12 protein-coding genes are annotated in these 16103 nt (G+C 64.6%); 8 read left to right on the forward strand and 4 right to left on the reverse strand.

Annotated features, from left to right (window positions below; all coding sequences use genetic code 11):
• Positions 1-1326 (forward strand): aromatic ring-hydroxylating oxygenase subunit alpha, encoded by a 1326-nt coding sequence (locus ACZY1I_RS13580; protein ID WP_463754910.1) that lies wholly within the window; start codon positions 1-3, stop codon positions 1324-1326.
• A gap of 12 nt (positions 1327-1338) precedes the next feature.
• On the opposite strand, the gene ACZY1I_RS13585 is transcribed toward ACZY1I_RS13580, so the two are convergent.
• Entirely contained in the window at positions 1339-4671 is a 3333-nt protein-coding gene (locus ACZY1I_RS13585) for a LuxR C-terminal-related transcriptional regulator (RefSeq protein WP_463754911.1), read from the reverse strand.
• A 226-nt stretch (positions 4672-4897) separates the two neighbouring features.
• On the opposite strand from ACZY1I_RS13585, the gene ACZY1I_RS13590 reads away from it, so the two are divergent.
• The 4 genes from ACZY1I_RS13590 (at position 4898) to ACZY1I_RS13605 (ending at position 9180) form a co-directional block, all read left to right on the forward strand.
• A complete protein-coding gene (locus ACZY1I_RS13590) occupies positions 4898-6127 on the forward strand; it encodes a cytochrome P450 (RefSeq protein ID WP_463754912.1) in 1230 nt (409 codons plus the stop codon).
• A gap of 85 nt (positions 6128-6212) precedes the next feature.
• Complete coding sequence (locus ACZY1I_RS13595; protein WP_463754913.1) at positions 6213-6962, forward strand: PP2C family protein-serine/threonine phosphatase; 750 nt, start codon at positions 6213-6215, stop codon at positions 6960-6962.
• Positions 6963-7031: 69 nt separating this feature from the next.
• On the forward strand, positions 7032-8651 hold the full coding sequence (locus tag ACZY1I_RS13600; RefSeq protein WP_463754914.1) for an FAD-binding protein: 1620 nt from the start codon (positions 7032-7034) through the stop codon (positions 8649-8651).
• Positions 8652-8739: 88 nt separating this feature from the next.
• A complete protein-coding gene (locus ACZY1I_RS13605) occupies positions 8740-9180 on the forward strand; it encodes a DUF6636 domain-containing protein (protein WP_463754915.1) in 441 nt (146 codons plus the stop codon).
• Positions 9181-9189: 9 nt separating this feature from the next.
• Here the strand turns inward: ACZY1I_RS13605 and ACZY1I_RS13610 are convergent, their stop codons facing one another.
• The 3 genes from ACZY1I_RS13610 to ACZY1I_RS13620 are packed head-to-tail and all read right to left on the reverse strand — an operon-like array spanning position 9190 to position 12017.
• A complete protein-coding gene (locus ACZY1I_RS13610) occupies positions 9190-10149 on the reverse strand; it encodes an alpha/beta fold hydrolase (protein WP_463754916.1) in 960 nt (319 codons plus the stop codon).
• 34 nt (positions 10150-10183) lie between these two features.
• Positions 10184-11062, reverse strand: coding sequence for an alpha/beta fold hydrolase (locus ACZY1I_RS13615; protein ID WP_463754917.1), 879 nt, complete (start codon positions 11060-11062; stop codon positions 10184-10186).
• A gap of 43 nt (positions 11063-11105) precedes the next feature.
• Positions 11106-12017 (reverse strand): SDR family NAD(P)-dependent oxidoreductase, encoded by a 912-nt coding sequence (locus ACZY1I_RS13620; RefSeq protein WP_463754918.1) that lies wholly within the window; start codon positions 12015-12017, stop codon positions 11106-11108.
• A 130-nt stretch (positions 12018-12147) separates the two neighbouring features.
• Between ACZY1I_RS13620 and ACZY1I_RS13625 the strand changes: the two genes are divergently transcribed.
• The 3 genes from ACZY1I_RS13625 to ACZY1I_RS13635 all read left to right on the forward strand — a co-directional run bounded on the left by ACZY1I_RS13625 (position 12148) and on the right by ACZY1I_RS13635 (position 16098).
• Positions 12148-12711, forward strand: a complete 564-nt coding sequence (locus ACZY1I_RS13625; RefSeq protein ID WP_463754919.1) for a TetR/AcrR family transcriptional regulator — start codon at positions 12148-12150, stop codon at positions 12709-12711.
• A gap of 8 nt (positions 12712-12719) precedes the next feature.
• Entirely contained in the window at positions 12720-13739 is a 1020-nt protein-coding gene (locus tag ACZY1I_RS13630; protein ID WP_463754920.1) for an NAD(P)H-dependent flavin oxidoreductase, read from the forward strand.
• Between the two features lie 103 nt (positions 13740-13842).
• Positions 13843-16098, forward strand: coding sequence for an NADP-dependent isocitrate dehydrogenase (locus tag ACZY1I_RS13635; protein WP_463754922.1), 2256 nt, complete (start codon positions 13843-13845; stop codon positions 16096-16098).
• The last annotated feature ends 5 nt before the right edge of the window (positions 16099-16103 follow it).

Genomic DNA, 16103 nt, shown 5'->3' on the forward strand with positions numbered 1-16103 from the left:
GTGAACGTGATCGCGGGCAACCCCACCCGCACGCGTGACGAGGACGCGATCGGCACCCCGCCCGCATCGCCGACGCTGGTACCGGCCGAGCGCTACTACTCCCCTGCGTTCGCTGCACTGGAAGTCGAGCGGATGTGGCCGAAGGTGTGGCAGGTCGCATGCATGGTCGACCATGTCGCCGAGCCGGGCGACTACTTCGAATACCGTTGCGGCCCATACGGAATCCTGATCGTCCGTGATGACGACGGGATCTTGCACGCATTTCAGAATGCGTGCCGCCATCGCGGCAACTCGCTGTGTGCGGGATCGGGCTCGGGACTGCGCGAACTCAAGTGCGGCTACCACGGCTGGACCTGGGATCTTGCCGGTGCACTCAAGCGGGTGCCCAACCGCAAAGGCTTCGGTACGCTGCGCATGTCCGAATTCCCCTTGTTGCCAGCGAAAGTCGATACCTGGGGCGGGATGGTGTTCGTCAATCTCAACATCGGCGCGATGCCGTTGATCGAGTACCTGGACGCGATCCCCGAAGATATCGCCTGGTGCAAAATCGACGACTTCCGCTGCTACGCAACGCTTACCGTCGACGTCGAAGCCAACTGGAAGACAATCGCCGACGGCTACAGCGAGACTTATCACATTCAGACGCTGCACCCGGAATTGCTGCGCTGCGTAGACGACATCCATGCGCCACAACAGATCTGGGCTCACACCGGCAAATCCGATCAGCCATATGGCGTACAGAGCCCTCGCTTCGAGGGCGCGCTGAGTGACGAAGAGGTCTGGGAATCTTACGTTTACACCCAGGGTGCACTCATGGGCGCGGCCGAAGGCACACCATTTCCCAGCGATGAGCGGCAGCCGGGACAGACGGTTGCCGACCTGATTGCGGACCGTACCCGTGCCTTCGCGGCTAGCCGCGGGGTCGACCTGAGTTGGGCCGACAACGACCGGGTTACCCGACTGCATCAGTACAACGTGTTTCCGAATATGACGTTCCTGGCCAACGCCGACCATCTGACGATCATGACGTCGCGGCCCGGGCCGGATCCGGATCACGGTGAATTGACCATGTTCCTGATGACGCGGATGTCGCCGGGCTCAGCACGCAACAAGCCGACTGACATGCGGATGGCGGCCGGTGATGCCGAACCCGGAATCGTTCTCACCCAGGACATTCGGTTGCTCCCCGGCCTGCAACGCGGCCTGCATCAGCCTGGCCTCACCCACCTGACGCTGTCCAACGAGGAACGGCGTGTCATCAACATGCACCGCAACCTTGAGCGCTACCTCGACCTGCCGGAAACCGAACGGATGACCGGCGGCTGAGTTCCCGGCGCCTCAGCCGCGCCGTGCCGCCTCTTGGGCGAGTTGGACGCGCGACGCCAGACCCAGTTTTGCGTAGACGTGGGTGAGATGGGTCTCGACGGTACGCGGTGAGATGAAAAGCCTTGCAGCAATGTTTTTATTGCCCAAGCCATCACTGACAAGCCGGACCACATCGAGTTCGGCCGGAGTGAGCGAGGCCCAGCCGGTGGACGGGCGCTTGCGTTCGCCGCGGCCGCGTCGCGCGTAGGCGATCGCCTCGTCGGTGGACAGCGCGGCGCCCGCGGCGCATGCGACATCGAAATCATGCTGCCCCATGAATTCTCGAAGATTCGTGGATAAAGTTTCCCGGTCCGCGCGGTGCATCGCGTAGGGCACCTCCCCGGTGCGCTGCCGGATGGCGTTGGCGGCGCCGAATAGCCGGGCCGATTCCGGATAGCTCTCACTTACGACGCCAGTGCGAGCGAGGCAGTCGAGGATGTCGGGAACCCCGACCTGCACCTGCGTAACGGCCGCCAATTCCAGCGCGGCGTGCGCATCACGACCGGCCGATTCCAGGTCACCTGCGACGAGCGCCACGCGGGCATGGGTGGTCAGTGCCCACATCCGGTGGTAGCCCGCGGTCGCCGACACGGCTTGGTCGGCCCAGCCCCTCGCGGCCACGAGATCGCCTGTTGCAAGATCGATTTCGGCTCTGAACCGCAAGTTGTTCGAAGTGAACCCGACATCTGGTAGGCGACTGTAGACCTGCGCATGGGCGTCGTTCGCAGCGGTGACATCACCTGCGAAAAACCTTGCGGTAGCAAGCGAAAGATAGCCCAGATCTTCGAGGAGCCCACCGAGTTCGGCCCCGGTTTCGACGGCCGATTCGGACGAAGCCACCGCATCCACGGTCCGGCCCTGCCAACCCAGGACGAAGCTCTGTGTGAGCAGAGCGTTGAACCGGGCCAACGGATCGCCGGCGGCGTGGGCGCCGGCGATCAATTCAGACAGCTCAGCCTCGGCGCCCTTCAGGTCGCCGAACATCGCCAGTGACGCACCGATTCCCCACACGCGGCATAGACCTGCGGCGAATCGGTCACCAATCGCCTCGGCGAGCTCGCGGCCTTCTCGGCCGGCCGCATGCGCCGCCACTGCGTCGCCGGCCATGGTCGCGGTGTAAGCCTGAAAGGCCAACAACTGGCTCAGTCGCCACTTGTCACCCAAATCGCGAGCCAACTCGATAGCCTCGGCAAAGTACGTCGCGGCTTGCTCGGGCGCGAAGGCCGCCGTACCGCAGCATGCGGTCAGCGCACGCACCACCAGTGCAGGCTCTTTGAGTTGACGGGCGAGCACCAAAGATTCGTTGGCCTGTTCTCCGCGCTCCGGTACCCCCACCCAACCGTCGAGAAGTGCAGCGTCGGCCAGCGCGCGCGCCAACACCGCCGGCGCCACCTCACGGTCGATGCCGTCTGCATCGAGATCAATCTCGAGGTCAAGATCGGCCAGCGCCGTATCGATCCAACTCAACCCTTCGCGCAAACGGCCCCGAGTGAGCCATAGCGGCTGTAGCGACGACGCGATCTGCAGGGAAAGCTCAACGTCAAGGTTCTCTCGGCTCCACGAAAAAGCGGCACGCAGATTGTCGATCTCGATCTCGGTCTGCTCGACCAACTGCTGGTGTCCGGTTGCCGCGGGCACTTCGAGCAATCCCGCGATCCCGGCGTAGTGGTCGCGGTCGCGGGACCGCATTGCGTCCGCCTCACCAGACTCACCGAGCTTTTCCGACGCGTACTGACGCACGGTCTCCAATAGCCGGTATCGCGTTCGGCCGCCGGTGTTGTCGGCCACCACCAGCGATTTGTCCACGAGCAGCGTGAGCTGGTCCAACACCTGGAAGCGCTCCACCTCGGTAATTCCCGCGACGGCCCGCGCAGCGGCCAGATCGAACCCGCCCATGAAAACCGCGAGCCGTCTAAACAGCACCCGTTCGGCATCCGTCAACAGCGCATGCGACCAGTCCACCGACGCGCGAAGCGTCTGCTGGCGGCGCACCGCGATGCGACCTCCGCCGGTCAACAACCGAAAGCGGTCGTGCAGACTGCCGACGATCTCGTCCAACGTCAACGCACGGACCCGGGCCGCCGCCAACTCGATGGCCAGCGGCATGCCGTCGAGGCGGCGGCATATCTCTCTGATCGCGTCGACGTCATCGTCGGCGAAATGGAGATCAGATCGCGCCCGCCGCGCCCGGTCTACGAACAGCGAGACCGCGTCCCCATCCAGCGATAGAGACGGCACCCGCCAGGTCACTTCGCCGGGAACATCGATCGGCTCCCGACTGGTCGCCAGCAACGTTAATCCGGGGCAGGCCGTCAGCAACCTGGCGGTCAGCGAAGCAACAGCGTCGAGGAGGTGTTCGCAGTTGTCCAGCACCACCAGCATCTGGCGGTCTCCCACGGATCGGATCAGCGTGTCGGTTGTAGAGCGGCTCGGCTGATCCGCCAGGCCGAGGGCACCGGCCATCGCTATCGGCACCAGATCGAGATCGGCGATCGGCGCCAGGTCGACGTACCACGCACCGTCGGCGAAATCGGCTGCCAACTGCCCGGCGACCTGGATCGCCAGCCGGGTCTTGCCCACTCCGCCGGCGCCGGTCAAGGTGACCGGCCGGTCGTTCGCGAGGATCCCCCGCACGCCGTCAATCTCGGCACCGCGGCCGACAAAGCTGGTGAGCTGCACCGGCAAGTGTTCAGCAACAACATATTTCGACGTTCGTAACGGCGGAAAATCGTTCTTGATGTCCGGATGACAGAGCTGCACCACCCGCTCGGGACGTGCGATGCCGCGCAGTTCGTGTCTACCGTGGTCGGTCAGCCACGCATCGGCGGGAAGCGCGTCGACGACAATGTCCTCGGTGGTGCCCGACAACACCGTCTGGCCACCGTGGGCGAGATCGCGCAGCCGCGCCGTCCGGTTGATGGTCGGGCCGACGTAATTACCCTCGTCGCGCAACTGCACCTCGCCCGTGTGCAGGCCAATGCGCAACCGGATGGGCGCGAGCGGCGCCCGCTGCAACGCCAGGGCGAACTCGGCTGCCGTCGACGCGCGTGCGAACGCGACGACGAAGCTGTCGCCTTCACCCTGTTCGACCGGCCGCACCCCACCGGGGACAGCAAGCAGGTCGGCCAGCGTGCGATCCAAACGCGCGACGGCGGCAGTCATCTCCTCCGGCTGGGTCTCCCACAACCCAGTAGAGCCCTCGACATCGGCGAGCAACAGCGTCACGGTCCCGGTTGGTAGCTCGCCCACGCCCAACTCACTCCAGGTCAACGGCGGCATATCCGCACGTGGATCAGTTTCGGTCATGCTAGCCAGCATCCGGTGGCGGCGAGCTGCAAACATCGGGGAAATCCCGTAGACGGCGTGGCTCTGGCACGGGCGGGCTCGTTGACTCTGCGCCCAGGGCGGGGCCTTCTCGCACTTTGTCGCCCTAGCCGCAGAATCAAACGCTTCCACAATTTGCGAGCTATCCCCGATGGTCTGGCGCGGCCGAAACCCGATAGTCGATTTCGAACCGACCGAGGAGGACACCATGAGTGTGACGATTCACTGTCCCAGCATCTTCGAAGCCGGGCTGCCCGCGATCAACTACGCAGACGCTCAGCACCCCGACGAAGCCCACGCAATCATCGCCCGTACCCGCGCCCAATCGCCGATCGCCATCGGTCCGTATGGGCCCGAACTGCTGACCTATGATCTGGTGCACACCGCCCTGCGCGACCCGCGATTCCGGGTGCCACAGGGCATGTTCCTTGCGGCTCAAGGCATTACGTCCGGCCCGCTGTGGGAGCGCATCGCGACCAACATCCTCAGCCTCGACGGCGAACGGCACAACCGGTTGCGCCGGCTGGTGAACAAGGCATTCACCCCCAAGGCGACCATGAGGCTGCGCAGCACGATCGTCGACATCATCAACGGCTTGGTTGACAGCGTCAGCAAGCGCGGTCACTGCGACATTGCCACCGAGATAGCCCGCGAGTACCCGATCCCGGTGATCTGCGCGCTGCTCGGCGCGCCGGCCGAGGATTGGGAACTGTTCTCCAACTGGACTGATGACATCTTGGAAGCCTTCGGCTGGAACGCCGCGAACCAGACCCCGGCCATCCTGACCGCCTGGGAAGCTTTGGACACCTACCTCGACGACATGATCGCGCGCCGGCGCCGCGCCCTGACCGACGACCTGATCTCCGACCTGATCCGCGCCCATGACGACGGCGATCGACTCAGCGCCGACGACCTCCGCATGCTTGTTGCCGCGTTACTCCTGGGCGGCACCGATACCACCCGCCTGCAGTTGGCCGCATCGGCGCACGTCCTGTGCGATCACCCCGATCAGTGGGCGCTGCTGGGCCGGCGTCCCGAACTGGCGGCCAGCGCTGTCAACGAGCTGATCCGCCATTCGCCGATGACGTTCATTACCTTGCGCATCGCCGTCCAAGATGTCGAACTCGCGGGCGTCAGGATCCCCGCCGGCACCATCGTCGTCGTCAACACCGGCGCGGCCAACCGCGATCCCGCAGTTTGCGAGGATCCCGATCGTCTGGACATCAGTCGAGTAGGCGCCCCGCCGATTCAGACGTTCGGGGGCGGTACGCACTACTGCCTCGGAGCAAACCTCGCCCGCCTCGAGTTGGCCGAAGCGCTGGCGGTCATCACCCGGCGTCTGCCCAACGCCCGCCGCACCGGGCCGGCCCCGTGGCGGCCGGTAAACGCGTTGGGCGGACCCGTCACGCTGCCTATCCATTTCGACGTCACACCCTGACACGAGGGCCGCACCCGGTATCGTGCCGTTCTAACCATCCGGTGCTGTCCAACGAGGAGCGGCGCGTGCTCAAGTCACACCCCCAATGACGGAGGTCGGTTCGCTTTCATTCGCGGGTCTCAGCGATATCGGCCGACTGCGCGGCACTAACCAGGACCGCTGGGGTGCCGATCCCGACCAGTCCCTGTTCATCGTCGCCGACGGGGTGGCCTGTAGCAACGACGGCGCACTGGCCGCCGCCCTGGTGGTCGAGTTGTTGCCGGCCTATGTGACCCGGCACGTGACGGCTCTCGACGCTGACGACGCCGCCGAGGCGCTGGGACGCGCGCTCATCGAATATTGCGGCGACTTCCGCCTCTACGCCAACACCGATCCTCGTGCCGCCGGTTCCAACACCACCGTGGTCGCGGTCGTCGTCGCGGAGTCGCGTGCCTTGATCACCCACCTGGGCGACAGCCGCGCCTACCTGTTCCGCGAACAGCAACTGGACCAAGTGACCCGCGATCACAGCCTGATCCAGGAACTGATCGACGCGGGTGAGGTCGCTATCGAAGATGCCGGCCGGCACCCGGCCCGGGCCACGCTGACCCGGCACGTCGCGATGTATCCACGCGCGCTGCCCGATAGCGCCGCGGTCGCGCTGTTGCCAGGTGACCGGATTCTGCTGTCCAGCGATGGATTGCACGGCGTCGTCGAAGATGCCACCCTGGCCCAAATCCTGGATTCGCATCCCGACCCCGACGACGCCTGCGCGGCGTTGATCGAAGCCGCCCTGCAAGCGGGTGGTCCCGACAACGTCACCGCGATAGTCATCAACATCGCCATAGACACGTAATAATGCGCCGCTGCAACCCATTTCGGGCCATTCACTACAGTTCCCACGAGCAAGAGATCGGGGTAGGGCATGACCAGGTCCGTCGAAGACGATTCGACGAGCTTCACTGAATCCGCTGACGTCGTAGTAGTCGGCTTCGGCGCGGCGGGTGCCTGCGCCGCCATTACCGCCCGCGAACTGGGCGCTGAAGTGGTCGCATTGGATCGCGCCAACGGCGGTGGTTCGACCGCAGTCTCCGGCGGGATCATCTACGCCGGTGGCGGTACGTCGGTTCAGCGGCAGGCCGGCGTGCAGGACAGCTACGAGCAGATGCTGACCTATCTTCGCCTTGAAGTCGGCGACGCCGTCAGCGAGCAGACGCTGGAATCGTTCGTGACCGGCAGTCCCGAAATGATCAGTTGGCTAAGCGATTACGGAGTTCCGTTCGACTCCACCCTGTGTCCCTACAAGACGTCGTATCCGAACAATCAGTACTACCTGTATCACTCGGGTAGCGAAAACGCCGGCGCCTTCCGTCGCCACACGCCACCCGTGCAGCGCGGGCACCGGGTGAAGGGGAAAGGCGTGTCCGGCAAGCAGTTATACGCGCCATTGGCCGAATCTGCTCTGCAACTTGGGGTTACGCTGCATCCACACACCACGGTGACCAAGCTCGTGCAAGATTCCGCCGGCCGCGTGACCGGTGTGGAAGCGACGACGATGCACTACGCACCGGCCAAAGTGCGTGATTTGTATTCGAAGCTGGCGGCGCTGTCTACCAAGCCCGGCATCTACTACCCGCCGCTGCGCAGCTTGATGGAACGGCGGCTGCGAAGGCTCGAGCGACGCCACGCGCGCCCAGTGCGCATTGAGGCACGACGAGGCGTAATCGTCTGCGCCGGAGGCTATATGGCCAATAAGGAATGGATCCAGCGGTTTGCGCCGCAGTACACCGGCGGTTTACAGCTCGGTACCAGCGGCGACGACGGCAGCGGCATCGCGCTGGCGCAGAGCGTCGGCGCGGTCACCGAACGGATGGACAACGTCTCCGCCTGGCGCTTCATCACGCCACCGAGCGCATTCATCAGCGCGATCATCGTCGACGAGCACGGGCTGCGCATTATCGACGAAAGCCGCTACGGCGCCGCAGTCGGACATGCCATGGTGCGGGAACACGACGGCAAGGGCTGGATTCTCGCCGACGCGGCATTGATGAAAGAAGCTCGGCGGCAAATGATCAGGCAGCCGTTGTGGTTTCAGCGCGCCCAGTCCGCGGCGCTGATGTTCCTCGAGTCGGTCAAGGGCGTGTCGGTGCGCGACGTCGCTCATCGGGCCGGCATTGACCCGGACGGACTGCAAGCCACCGTCGAGGCGCACAACAATGCCATCGATGCCGGCATCGAAGACCCCGCGGGAAAGCCGACGGATTTTGTGCGCAAGATTGGCCAGCCGCCGTACACGCTGCTGAATATTTCGATCCGGCCGAACCTGTTTAATCCCACGCCCATGCTCACGCTGGGCGGTATTCGCGTCGACGAAGGCACCGGCGCCGTGCTCGACGAATCCGGCATGCCGATACCTGGCTTGTTCAGCGCGGGACGCACCGCCACCGGAATCTGTTCCAATTCCTACGTCAGCGGACTCTCGCTGGCCGACTGTGTGTATGCCGGTCGCCGTGCCGGCAGGTCCGCGGCGAATCAGTCCGTCTGAGGCATTTTTGGGATTGGTAGCGCGGCACACGTCCTGTACTTGCGGGTAGCTCCACTCACCCGACAGGACACCTATGAAGATCGCCAGCATGACGCTGCTCGCAGCGTCGCTCACTGCGGCACCGATCGCCTTTGCGACGACCGCGCAGGCCGAAACCGACTACCAGATGTTCCAATCGCCGTCGGGCAACATCCACTGTCACATCGACAGCACGCGACCCGAACCGATCGCGATGTGCCAGATCCGTGGCTACACCTATCAGAGGCCGCCGGCGTCGGTCGCGGCGTGCCCACGTGGATCGGAGCCGGGAAGCACGTTCCGGCTCAATCAAGGACAACCGGCCCAATTCGCCTGTGATTACGCCAATCTCGACTCCGGCTATTCGGGCAGCTGGCCGACACTTGACTACGGCCAGACACTTTCCGCCGGAGCGATTTCGTGTGTCAGCGAGCCCGCGGACATCACCTGTACCGACAGCAGCAACGGTCACTTTTTCCGGGTGTCCCGCGAGGCGTACCAGCTCGGTTGAGCTTCGGGCTCAACGTGTTTGGGACGACCGCCGAATCACCAGCTCGACAGCGGCGGCTACCAGGTCTGGTTGTTGCATTTGAATGAAATGGTCGCTGCCGGTCGCCAGGAGGTGCGGTGTCTCCGGCCGCAGCGCAATCAGTGCGGACGCCGCGTCGCGCCACACCTGTTCCAATTTGGCGCTCTTCTCGGCAGGGAGGTCCGCGGGAACCGTGAACGGTTCCGTCCTGGTCAACACCACGGTGGGCACCGGCGGGAAAGCCGGCGCCTCGGCGACCTGCTCGACACTGCGGTCGATGTCGACCAGTTCGAACGACGGCGAATTGGCGAACCGCGGCGGTGGTCCGTCCAGCGCCTGCCGGTAGGCCGGCCAGTCCGATCCCAGCAGGGCGGGTATTTCGGCTCCGAAGGCGTCGACGAAAACCAACCCCCGCACCTGCTCGGGATGGGTCTGGGCGAAAAGGCGGATGAACAACCCGCCCAACGAATGTCCCGCCAGAACGAACGGACCGGGCAGGTGCGCGGCGTCGAGCAGCGCGTGCAGGTCGCTGACGACGTCACCGGCGCTACGCGGCATCGCCACCGGTGAACTGCGGTCGGAGATGGACGGCGGGTCGGAGTAGCGCAGCGTCCCGGGCCTGTCATAGGCGCAGACGCGATGCTCATCGGCCAGAGCGCTCAGCAGGGCTGGCCCTACCGCCGGAGCGACCGCGACCGCTTTACTCCACGCGTCGGCCGCATTGTGATAGCCCGACTCCAAAATGACCGTGGGGGATCCGCGACCGCGACATTCGAGGTAGAGGTGACGTCCGTTGCCGATCTCGACCGGACCGGAGAAGTCGCCGCCCGAACCCGCGGCCGACGCGAGATGGCTGCCCGGCGGTTCGGTGCCGCAGCCCGCCAACCCCAAGACCAGTGCCCCTGCCAACAGGACCAGCCGAAAACGAGGGAACTTCTGCCGCGGCCGCATCGGGCCATTGTGTCGTTAGACGTACCGGCCGACGTCACCCGCCACCACGACGCGGGGCCATCCGCACCGCGGCCGCGACCGCGACCGGGGCCTCGGATTGCGGAAAGTGGCCGACGCCAGGGAGTTCGGTCACTTCCGCCGTCGGCAGCATGGAGATCGCTTCCTGCAGTACGTGACGCCCCGACACCGGGTCATCCAGTCCCCATACGAGGTGCAGCGGACCGTTCCAGTCGGACAGGGCCTTTTCCCACCGCCGATGGTGCTCGGCGCGTTCGGCGTTGTAGCGAATATGCAGATGCGCCAGCTTGTGGCCGTCGTGTCGGGAGACCCCGAACCAAAGATTGTCGAATTCGTCGTCGGGGATCGGTGATCCGCGCACCGCGTCCAGTGCGGTGCGGAATCGCTTCGCACCGACCAGACCGGCGATGACCTTGCCGATGCCAGGAAGGATCAGCAGCTTTTGCAGACGAGTCGGACGGTAGGCGCTGTAGACGATCCCGCTGTTCAACACGACCAGGCTGGAGATGCTGAACCCGAGCCTCCCGGCCAGCGAGCGGTCGATGAGTTCCTGACCGACGATGCCGCCATAGTCATGGATGACCAACCGCACCGAGTCCAGGGACAGGTGCGCCGCCAAATCCTCGATCATGTCCGCTGATTCGGCGACCGAGTAGGAGTACGGATTCGGCTTGTCGGAGGCACCGTAGCCGAGGAAGTCCACGGTGATTACCTGGTGATCGGCAGCGAGGTCGTCGGCGACTTCAGCGTAGTCGTATGACCAGGTGGGAAATCCGTGCAGCATCAGCACCGTTGGTCCGCTACCGCGACGACGAAAGGCAATGCGGTGACCCCGACGGCTGGTCAGGGTCTCGCACTGGCCAATCCATTCCTTTGCTCCAAGCGCGTCACTCATCACACCATGGTGCAACCGCGCGACACGCATTTCTATGCCGACGTCAGCCGACGGGAAAGACCACTCCGGTCAGTTCCTCGGACACCGTCCACAGCTTCTGCTGCAGCGCCGCGTCGTGTGACTGGTCGCTGGAGGCAACAACTTTCGGATAGCCCCGGGTTTCCTGGAATCCGTCGGGCCCGAAGTACTGCCCACCAAGGACGCCGGGGTCGGTGGCGGCGCGCAGCGTCGGCAGTGCACCCAGGTCGGCCTCTTGGAAGAGCGGCTCGATCAATGGCGTCGCCGCGACGAGCAGTCGGGGCATGTTGCGGGTCAACTCGGTTTTCGAGCCGCCGGGGTGTGCCGCGACAGCGACGGTAGTCCCGTGCGAGGCGAGGCGCCGCTGAAGTTCGTACGTGAACAGCAGATTGGCGAGCTTCGATTGCCCGTACGCGCCGACCCGGCCATAGCTGCGTTCCCATTGCAGATCGTCGAAATGAATTGCGGCACGAATCCGGTGGCCGAGGCTACTGACCGTGACTACCCGCGAGCCCTCGACCGGCAATAGTCGATCCAGCAACAGTCCGGTCAACGCGAAGTGGCCCAAATGGTTGGTGCCGAACTGCATTTCGAAGCCGTCCTGGGTCTTCGACTTGGGCGTGTACATGACGCCGGCGTTGTTGATCAGCAGATCGATCCGGTCGTGGTCGGAGCGCAGCTGGGCCGCGGCGGCCCGAACCGACTCCAGCGACGTCAGGTCGAGTTCTTGCAGCGTCACGTCGGCGCCGGGTGTAACTGAGCCGATACGCGCCGCGGCCTCCTTGCCCTTCTCCAGGTTGCGCACGGCGAGCACCACATGTGCGCCGTGGTCGGCGAGTGCGGCGGCGGTCTCGTACCCGAGGCCGGTGTTCGCACCGGTGATGACCACGACCCGGCCGGACTGGTCGGGGATGTTGGCTGCGGTCCATTTCGTCATGAGGGGCTCCTCGCTATGATTTACTAAACGGGGCGAGCGCTCCGCTTGCTTAGCACTATACGGAACGCGCGCCCCGTTTTGTCAACCGTGGATCGCGGATCAGCCGTTTCTGCTGCTCAGGAGGTGCGACGTGACTGCTACAGATCGGCCGGTGCGTGCCGACGCGGCCCGCAACCGGGCTCGCGTGCTCGAGGTCGCCTATCAGACGTTCGCGGCCGACGGCCTGTCAGTGCCGATCGACGAGATCGCCCGCCGCGCCGGGGTCGGTGCCGGAACCGTCTACCGGCACTTCCCGACCAAGGAGTCCCTGTTCCAGGCGGTGATCGCTGACCGAATGCGGCACATCATCGATGACGGACGGGCGCTGCTGGAATCCGAACTACCCGGCGAAGCGTTCTACACGTTCATGCGGACCATGGTGTTGCAGTGGGGTGCCGCCGATCGGGGACTGGTCGAGGCCCTGTCCGGTGCCGGTATCGACGTCAACAGCGCGGCGCCGGAAGCCGAATCGGAGTTTTTGAGCCTGCTCGGCGAGTTGTTGCGCGCCGCCCAGCAGGCGGGGACCGCTCGGCACGACGTCACTGTCCCCGAAGTGAAGACCTTGCTGGTCGGGTGTCAAGCGATGCAGGGTTACAACGCGGAACTGGCTGACCGGGTGACAGGGTTGGCCCTCGACGGAATTCGGAGCAAGTGAGTGCGCGCATGTTGACACAACTCGGGATCACGCTGCCCGTGCTGGCCGCACCGATGGCCGGCGGCCCCACCTCACCGGCGATGGCGATAGCCGCCACCCGGGCCGGCAGCCTCGGCATGCTGGCAGCAGGCTACAAAACCACCCAAGCCGTCGAGGAGCAGATCCGACAGTTGCGTGCCGAGTCAATTCCTTTCGGCGTCAACGTCTTTGCCCCCAACCCATTACCGGTGGCCCCTGAGGACTATCACCGCTACGCGGCCATCATCCAGCGCGACGCCGAGCGATTCGGCCTGACACTTCCTGCCGAGCCGATCGAAGATACCGACGCGTTCGACGACAAGATCCGACTGCTGATCGACGACCCGGTCCCACTGGTGAGTTTCACCTTCGGCATCCCACCCCAGCAGGTCATCACCGCCCTGCGGAAAGCGGGGACCGTCGTCGTTCAGACGGTCACCACCGCGGCAGAGGCGCTCACCGCGCGTGACGCCGGCGCCGATGTTCTGGCGGTGCAGGCGTACACCGCGGGCGGTCATTCCGGCACCCTGCACCCCGCCACGCCCCTGACGCCGACGCCGCTCCCCGACCTGGTCAGAGAAATCACTGCGGCCGTCGACCTTCCCGTCATCGCCGCCGGCGGCCTGGCCACCCCGCAGGCGGTGGCCGAGGTGATCCGCGCGGGCGCGGTAGCCGCGATGGTCGGCACAGTGTTGCTGCGCGCAACAGAAAGCGGCGCATCGGCCACTCACCAGGCCGCGCTGGTCGACCCGGCCCGGACCGAAACGGTGATCACCCGCGCATTCACCGGCCGGCCCGCACGCGGACTACGCAACGCGTTCATCGACGCTCACGAGGCCGGCGCGCCGTTGGGTTATCCGGCGATTCACTACCTGACCAGCCCGTTGCGCAAGGCCGCCGCCGCAGCGGGTCAGCCTGACTTCGTGCACCTCTGGGCCGGGACTGGCTACCGACACGCAACCGCGGAGCCCACCGCCGAGATTCTGCAGCGCCTTGCCGGCGATCTGTGACCCCGGACATCCGCCCAGGCGACGAAGCCGGGATACTGGTGACCGCGGTTACAAAGCAGAGCACTTTCCAGACTGACCGACAGTGACGCCGGGGAGAAAACGCATGAGCGCCGACCAGCCGACCATCATCTACACGCTGACCGACGAGGCGCCCTTGCTGGCGACCTACGCCTTCCTACCGATAGTGCGCGCCTTCGCCGAACCGGCGGGCCTCAACATCAAGACCAGTGATATTTCGGTGGCCGCCCGCATCCTCGCGGAGTTCCCCGAAGAGCTCACCGAAGAGCAGCGCGTGCCCGACAACCTTCGCGAGCTGGGCAAGCTGACGCAGGACCCCGACACCAATATCATCAAGCTGCCGAACATCAGCGCATCGGTGCCGCAATTGGTGCAAGCCATCAAGGAACTGCAGGGCAAGGGCTTCAAGATTCCCGATTACCCGCAGAACCCGAAGACCGACGAAGACAAGAAGGTTCGCGACCGCTACGCGAGATGCCTTGGCAGCGCCGTGAATCCGGTACTGCGAGAAGGTAACTCGGATCGTCGTGCACCCAAGGCGGTCAAGGAGTACGCGCGCAAGCACCCGCACAGCATGGGTGAGTGGTCGATGGCATCGCGCACCCACGCGGCGACCATGAAGGGCGGCGACTTCTATCACGGTGAGAAGTCCTTGACGCTGGACCGAGACCGCAAAGTGAAGATGGTGCTCGAGACCAAGAGCGGCGAGACGCTCGTGCTCAAGCCGGAGGTAGCGCTGCAGGACGGCGACATCATCGACAGCATGTTCATGAGCAAGAAAGCCTTGTGCGACTTCTATGAAGAGCAGATCCAGGACGCGTACAAGACCGGCGTGATGTTCTCCCTGCACGTCAAGGCGACGATGATGAAGGTTTCGCACCCGATCGTCTTCGGCCATGCGGTGAAGGTCTTCTACCGGGACGCCTTCGCCAAGCACCAAGAAGTGTTCGACGAGCTGGGTGTCAACGTCAACAACGGGATCGCCGATCTCTACGACAAGATCGAGTCGCTGCCCGCCTCGCAACACGACGAGATCATCCGGGATCTGCATGCCTGCCACGAGCATCGCCCCGAGTTGGCAATGGTCGATTCGGCAAGGGGTATCACCAACTTCCACTCACCCAGCGACGTGATCGTGGACGCCTCGATGCCCGCGATGATTCGCGCCGGCGGCAAGATGTACGGCGCCGATGGACGGCAGAAGGACACCAAGGCCGTGATGCCGGAGTCCACCTTCTCCCGCATCTACCAGGAACTGATCAACTTCTGTAAGACCAACGGCGCGTTCGACCCGACGACGATGGGCACCGTGCCGAACGTGGGCCTGATGGCGCAGAAGGCCGAAGAGTACGGCTCGCACGACAAGACCTTCGAGATCTCTGAGGATGGCGTCGCCAACATCGTCGACATCGACTCCGGCGAAGTTCTGCTGACGCAGAACGTCGAAGCCGGCGATATCTGGCGCATGCCCATCGTCAAGGACGAACCGATCCGGGACTGGGTCAAGCTCGCCGTCACACGCGCGCGGAACTCCGGTATGCCGGTGGTCTTCTGGCTGGATCCGTACCGGCCGCACGAGAACGAACTGATCAAGAAGGTCAAGACCTACCTCAAGGATCACGACACCGAGGGCCTCGACATTTCGCTGTTTTCGCAGGTCCGCGCGATGCGGTACACGCTGGAGCGGCTGATTCGCGGGTTGGACACCATCGCCGCCACCGGCAACATCCTGCGCGACTATCTGACTGACCTGTTCCCGATCCTGGAACTGGGCACCAGTGCCAAGATGCTGTCGATCGTGCCGCTGATGGCCGGCGGCGGCATGTACGAGACCGGCGCCGGTGGTTCGGCGCCCAAGCACGTCCATCAGTTGGTACAGGAGAATCACCTGCGCTGGGATTCCCTCGGCGAATTTCTCGCGCTGGGCGCCTGTTTCGAGGATGTCGGCATCAAGACCGACAACCAGCGGGCGAAGTTGTTGGGAACCACGCTGGATTCCGCGATCGGCAAGCTGCTGGACAACAACAAGAGCCCGTCCCGTAAGACCGGCGAGCTGGACAACCGGGGCAGCCAGTTCTACCTCGCCCTGTACTGGGCGCAGGAGCTCGCCGCTCAGGACGACGACGAAGAACTGAAGAAGCACTTCGCCAAGCTCGCCGACACCTTGGGCAAGAACGAAGACAAGATCGTCAGCGAACTGAACGAGGCGCAGGGAGATGAGGCCGACATCGGCGGCTACTACTACCCTGACCCGGACAAGACCACCGCGGTCATGCGGCCGAGCAAGACGCTCAACGAAGCCATCACCGGCGACAAGAGCGCGGCGGACCCGCGGGCCTGAACGGC

Source organism: Mycobacterium sp. IDUB_37, assembly GCF_055419245.1.

Excerpts from the sequence above, each read along its gene's own strand:
- ACZY1I_RS13610 (WP_463754916.1), bottom strand. The coding sequence starts at position 10,149 with ATGCGGCCGCGGCAGAAGTTCCCTCGTTTTCGGCTGGTCCTGTTGGCA.
- ACZY1I_RS13605 (WP_463754915.1), top strand. The coding sequence starts at position 8,740 with ATGACGCTGCTCGCAGCGTCGCTCACTGCGGCACCGATCGCCTTTGCG.
- ACZY1I_RS13590 (WP_463754912.1), top strand. The coding sequence starts at position 4,898 with ATGAGTGTGACGATTCACTGTCCCAGCATCTTCGAAGCCGGGCTGCCC.
- ACZY1I_RS13635 (WP_463754922.1), top strand. The coding sequence starts at position 13,843 with ATGAGCGCCGACCAGCCGACCATCATCTACACGCTGACCGACGAGGCG.
- ACZY1I_RS13585 (WP_463754911.1), bottom strand. The coding sequence starts at position 4,671 with ATGACCGAAACTGATCCACGTGCGGATATGCCGCCGTTGACCTGGAGT.
- ACZY1I_RS13595 (WP_463754913.1), top strand. The coding sequence starts at position 6,213 with ATGACGGAGGTCGGTTCGCTTTCATTCGCGGGTCTCAGCGATATCGGC.
- ACZY1I_RS13615 (WP_463754917.1), bottom strand. The coding sequence starts at position 11,062 with ATGAGTGACGCGCTTGGAGCAAAGGAATGGATTGGCCAGTGCGAGACC.
- ACZY1I_RS13600 (WP_463754914.1), top strand. The coding sequence starts at position 7,032 with ATGACCAGGTCCGTCGAAGACGATTCGACGAGCTTCACTGAATCCGCT.
- ACZY1I_RS13630 (WP_463754920.1), top strand. The coding sequence starts at position 12,720 with ATGTTGACACAACTCGGGATCACGCTGCCCGTGCTGGCCGCACCGATG.
- ACZY1I_RS13620 (WP_463754918.1), bottom strand. The coding sequence starts at position 12,017 with ATGACGAAATGGACCGCAGCCAACATCCCCGACCAGTCCGGCCGGGTC.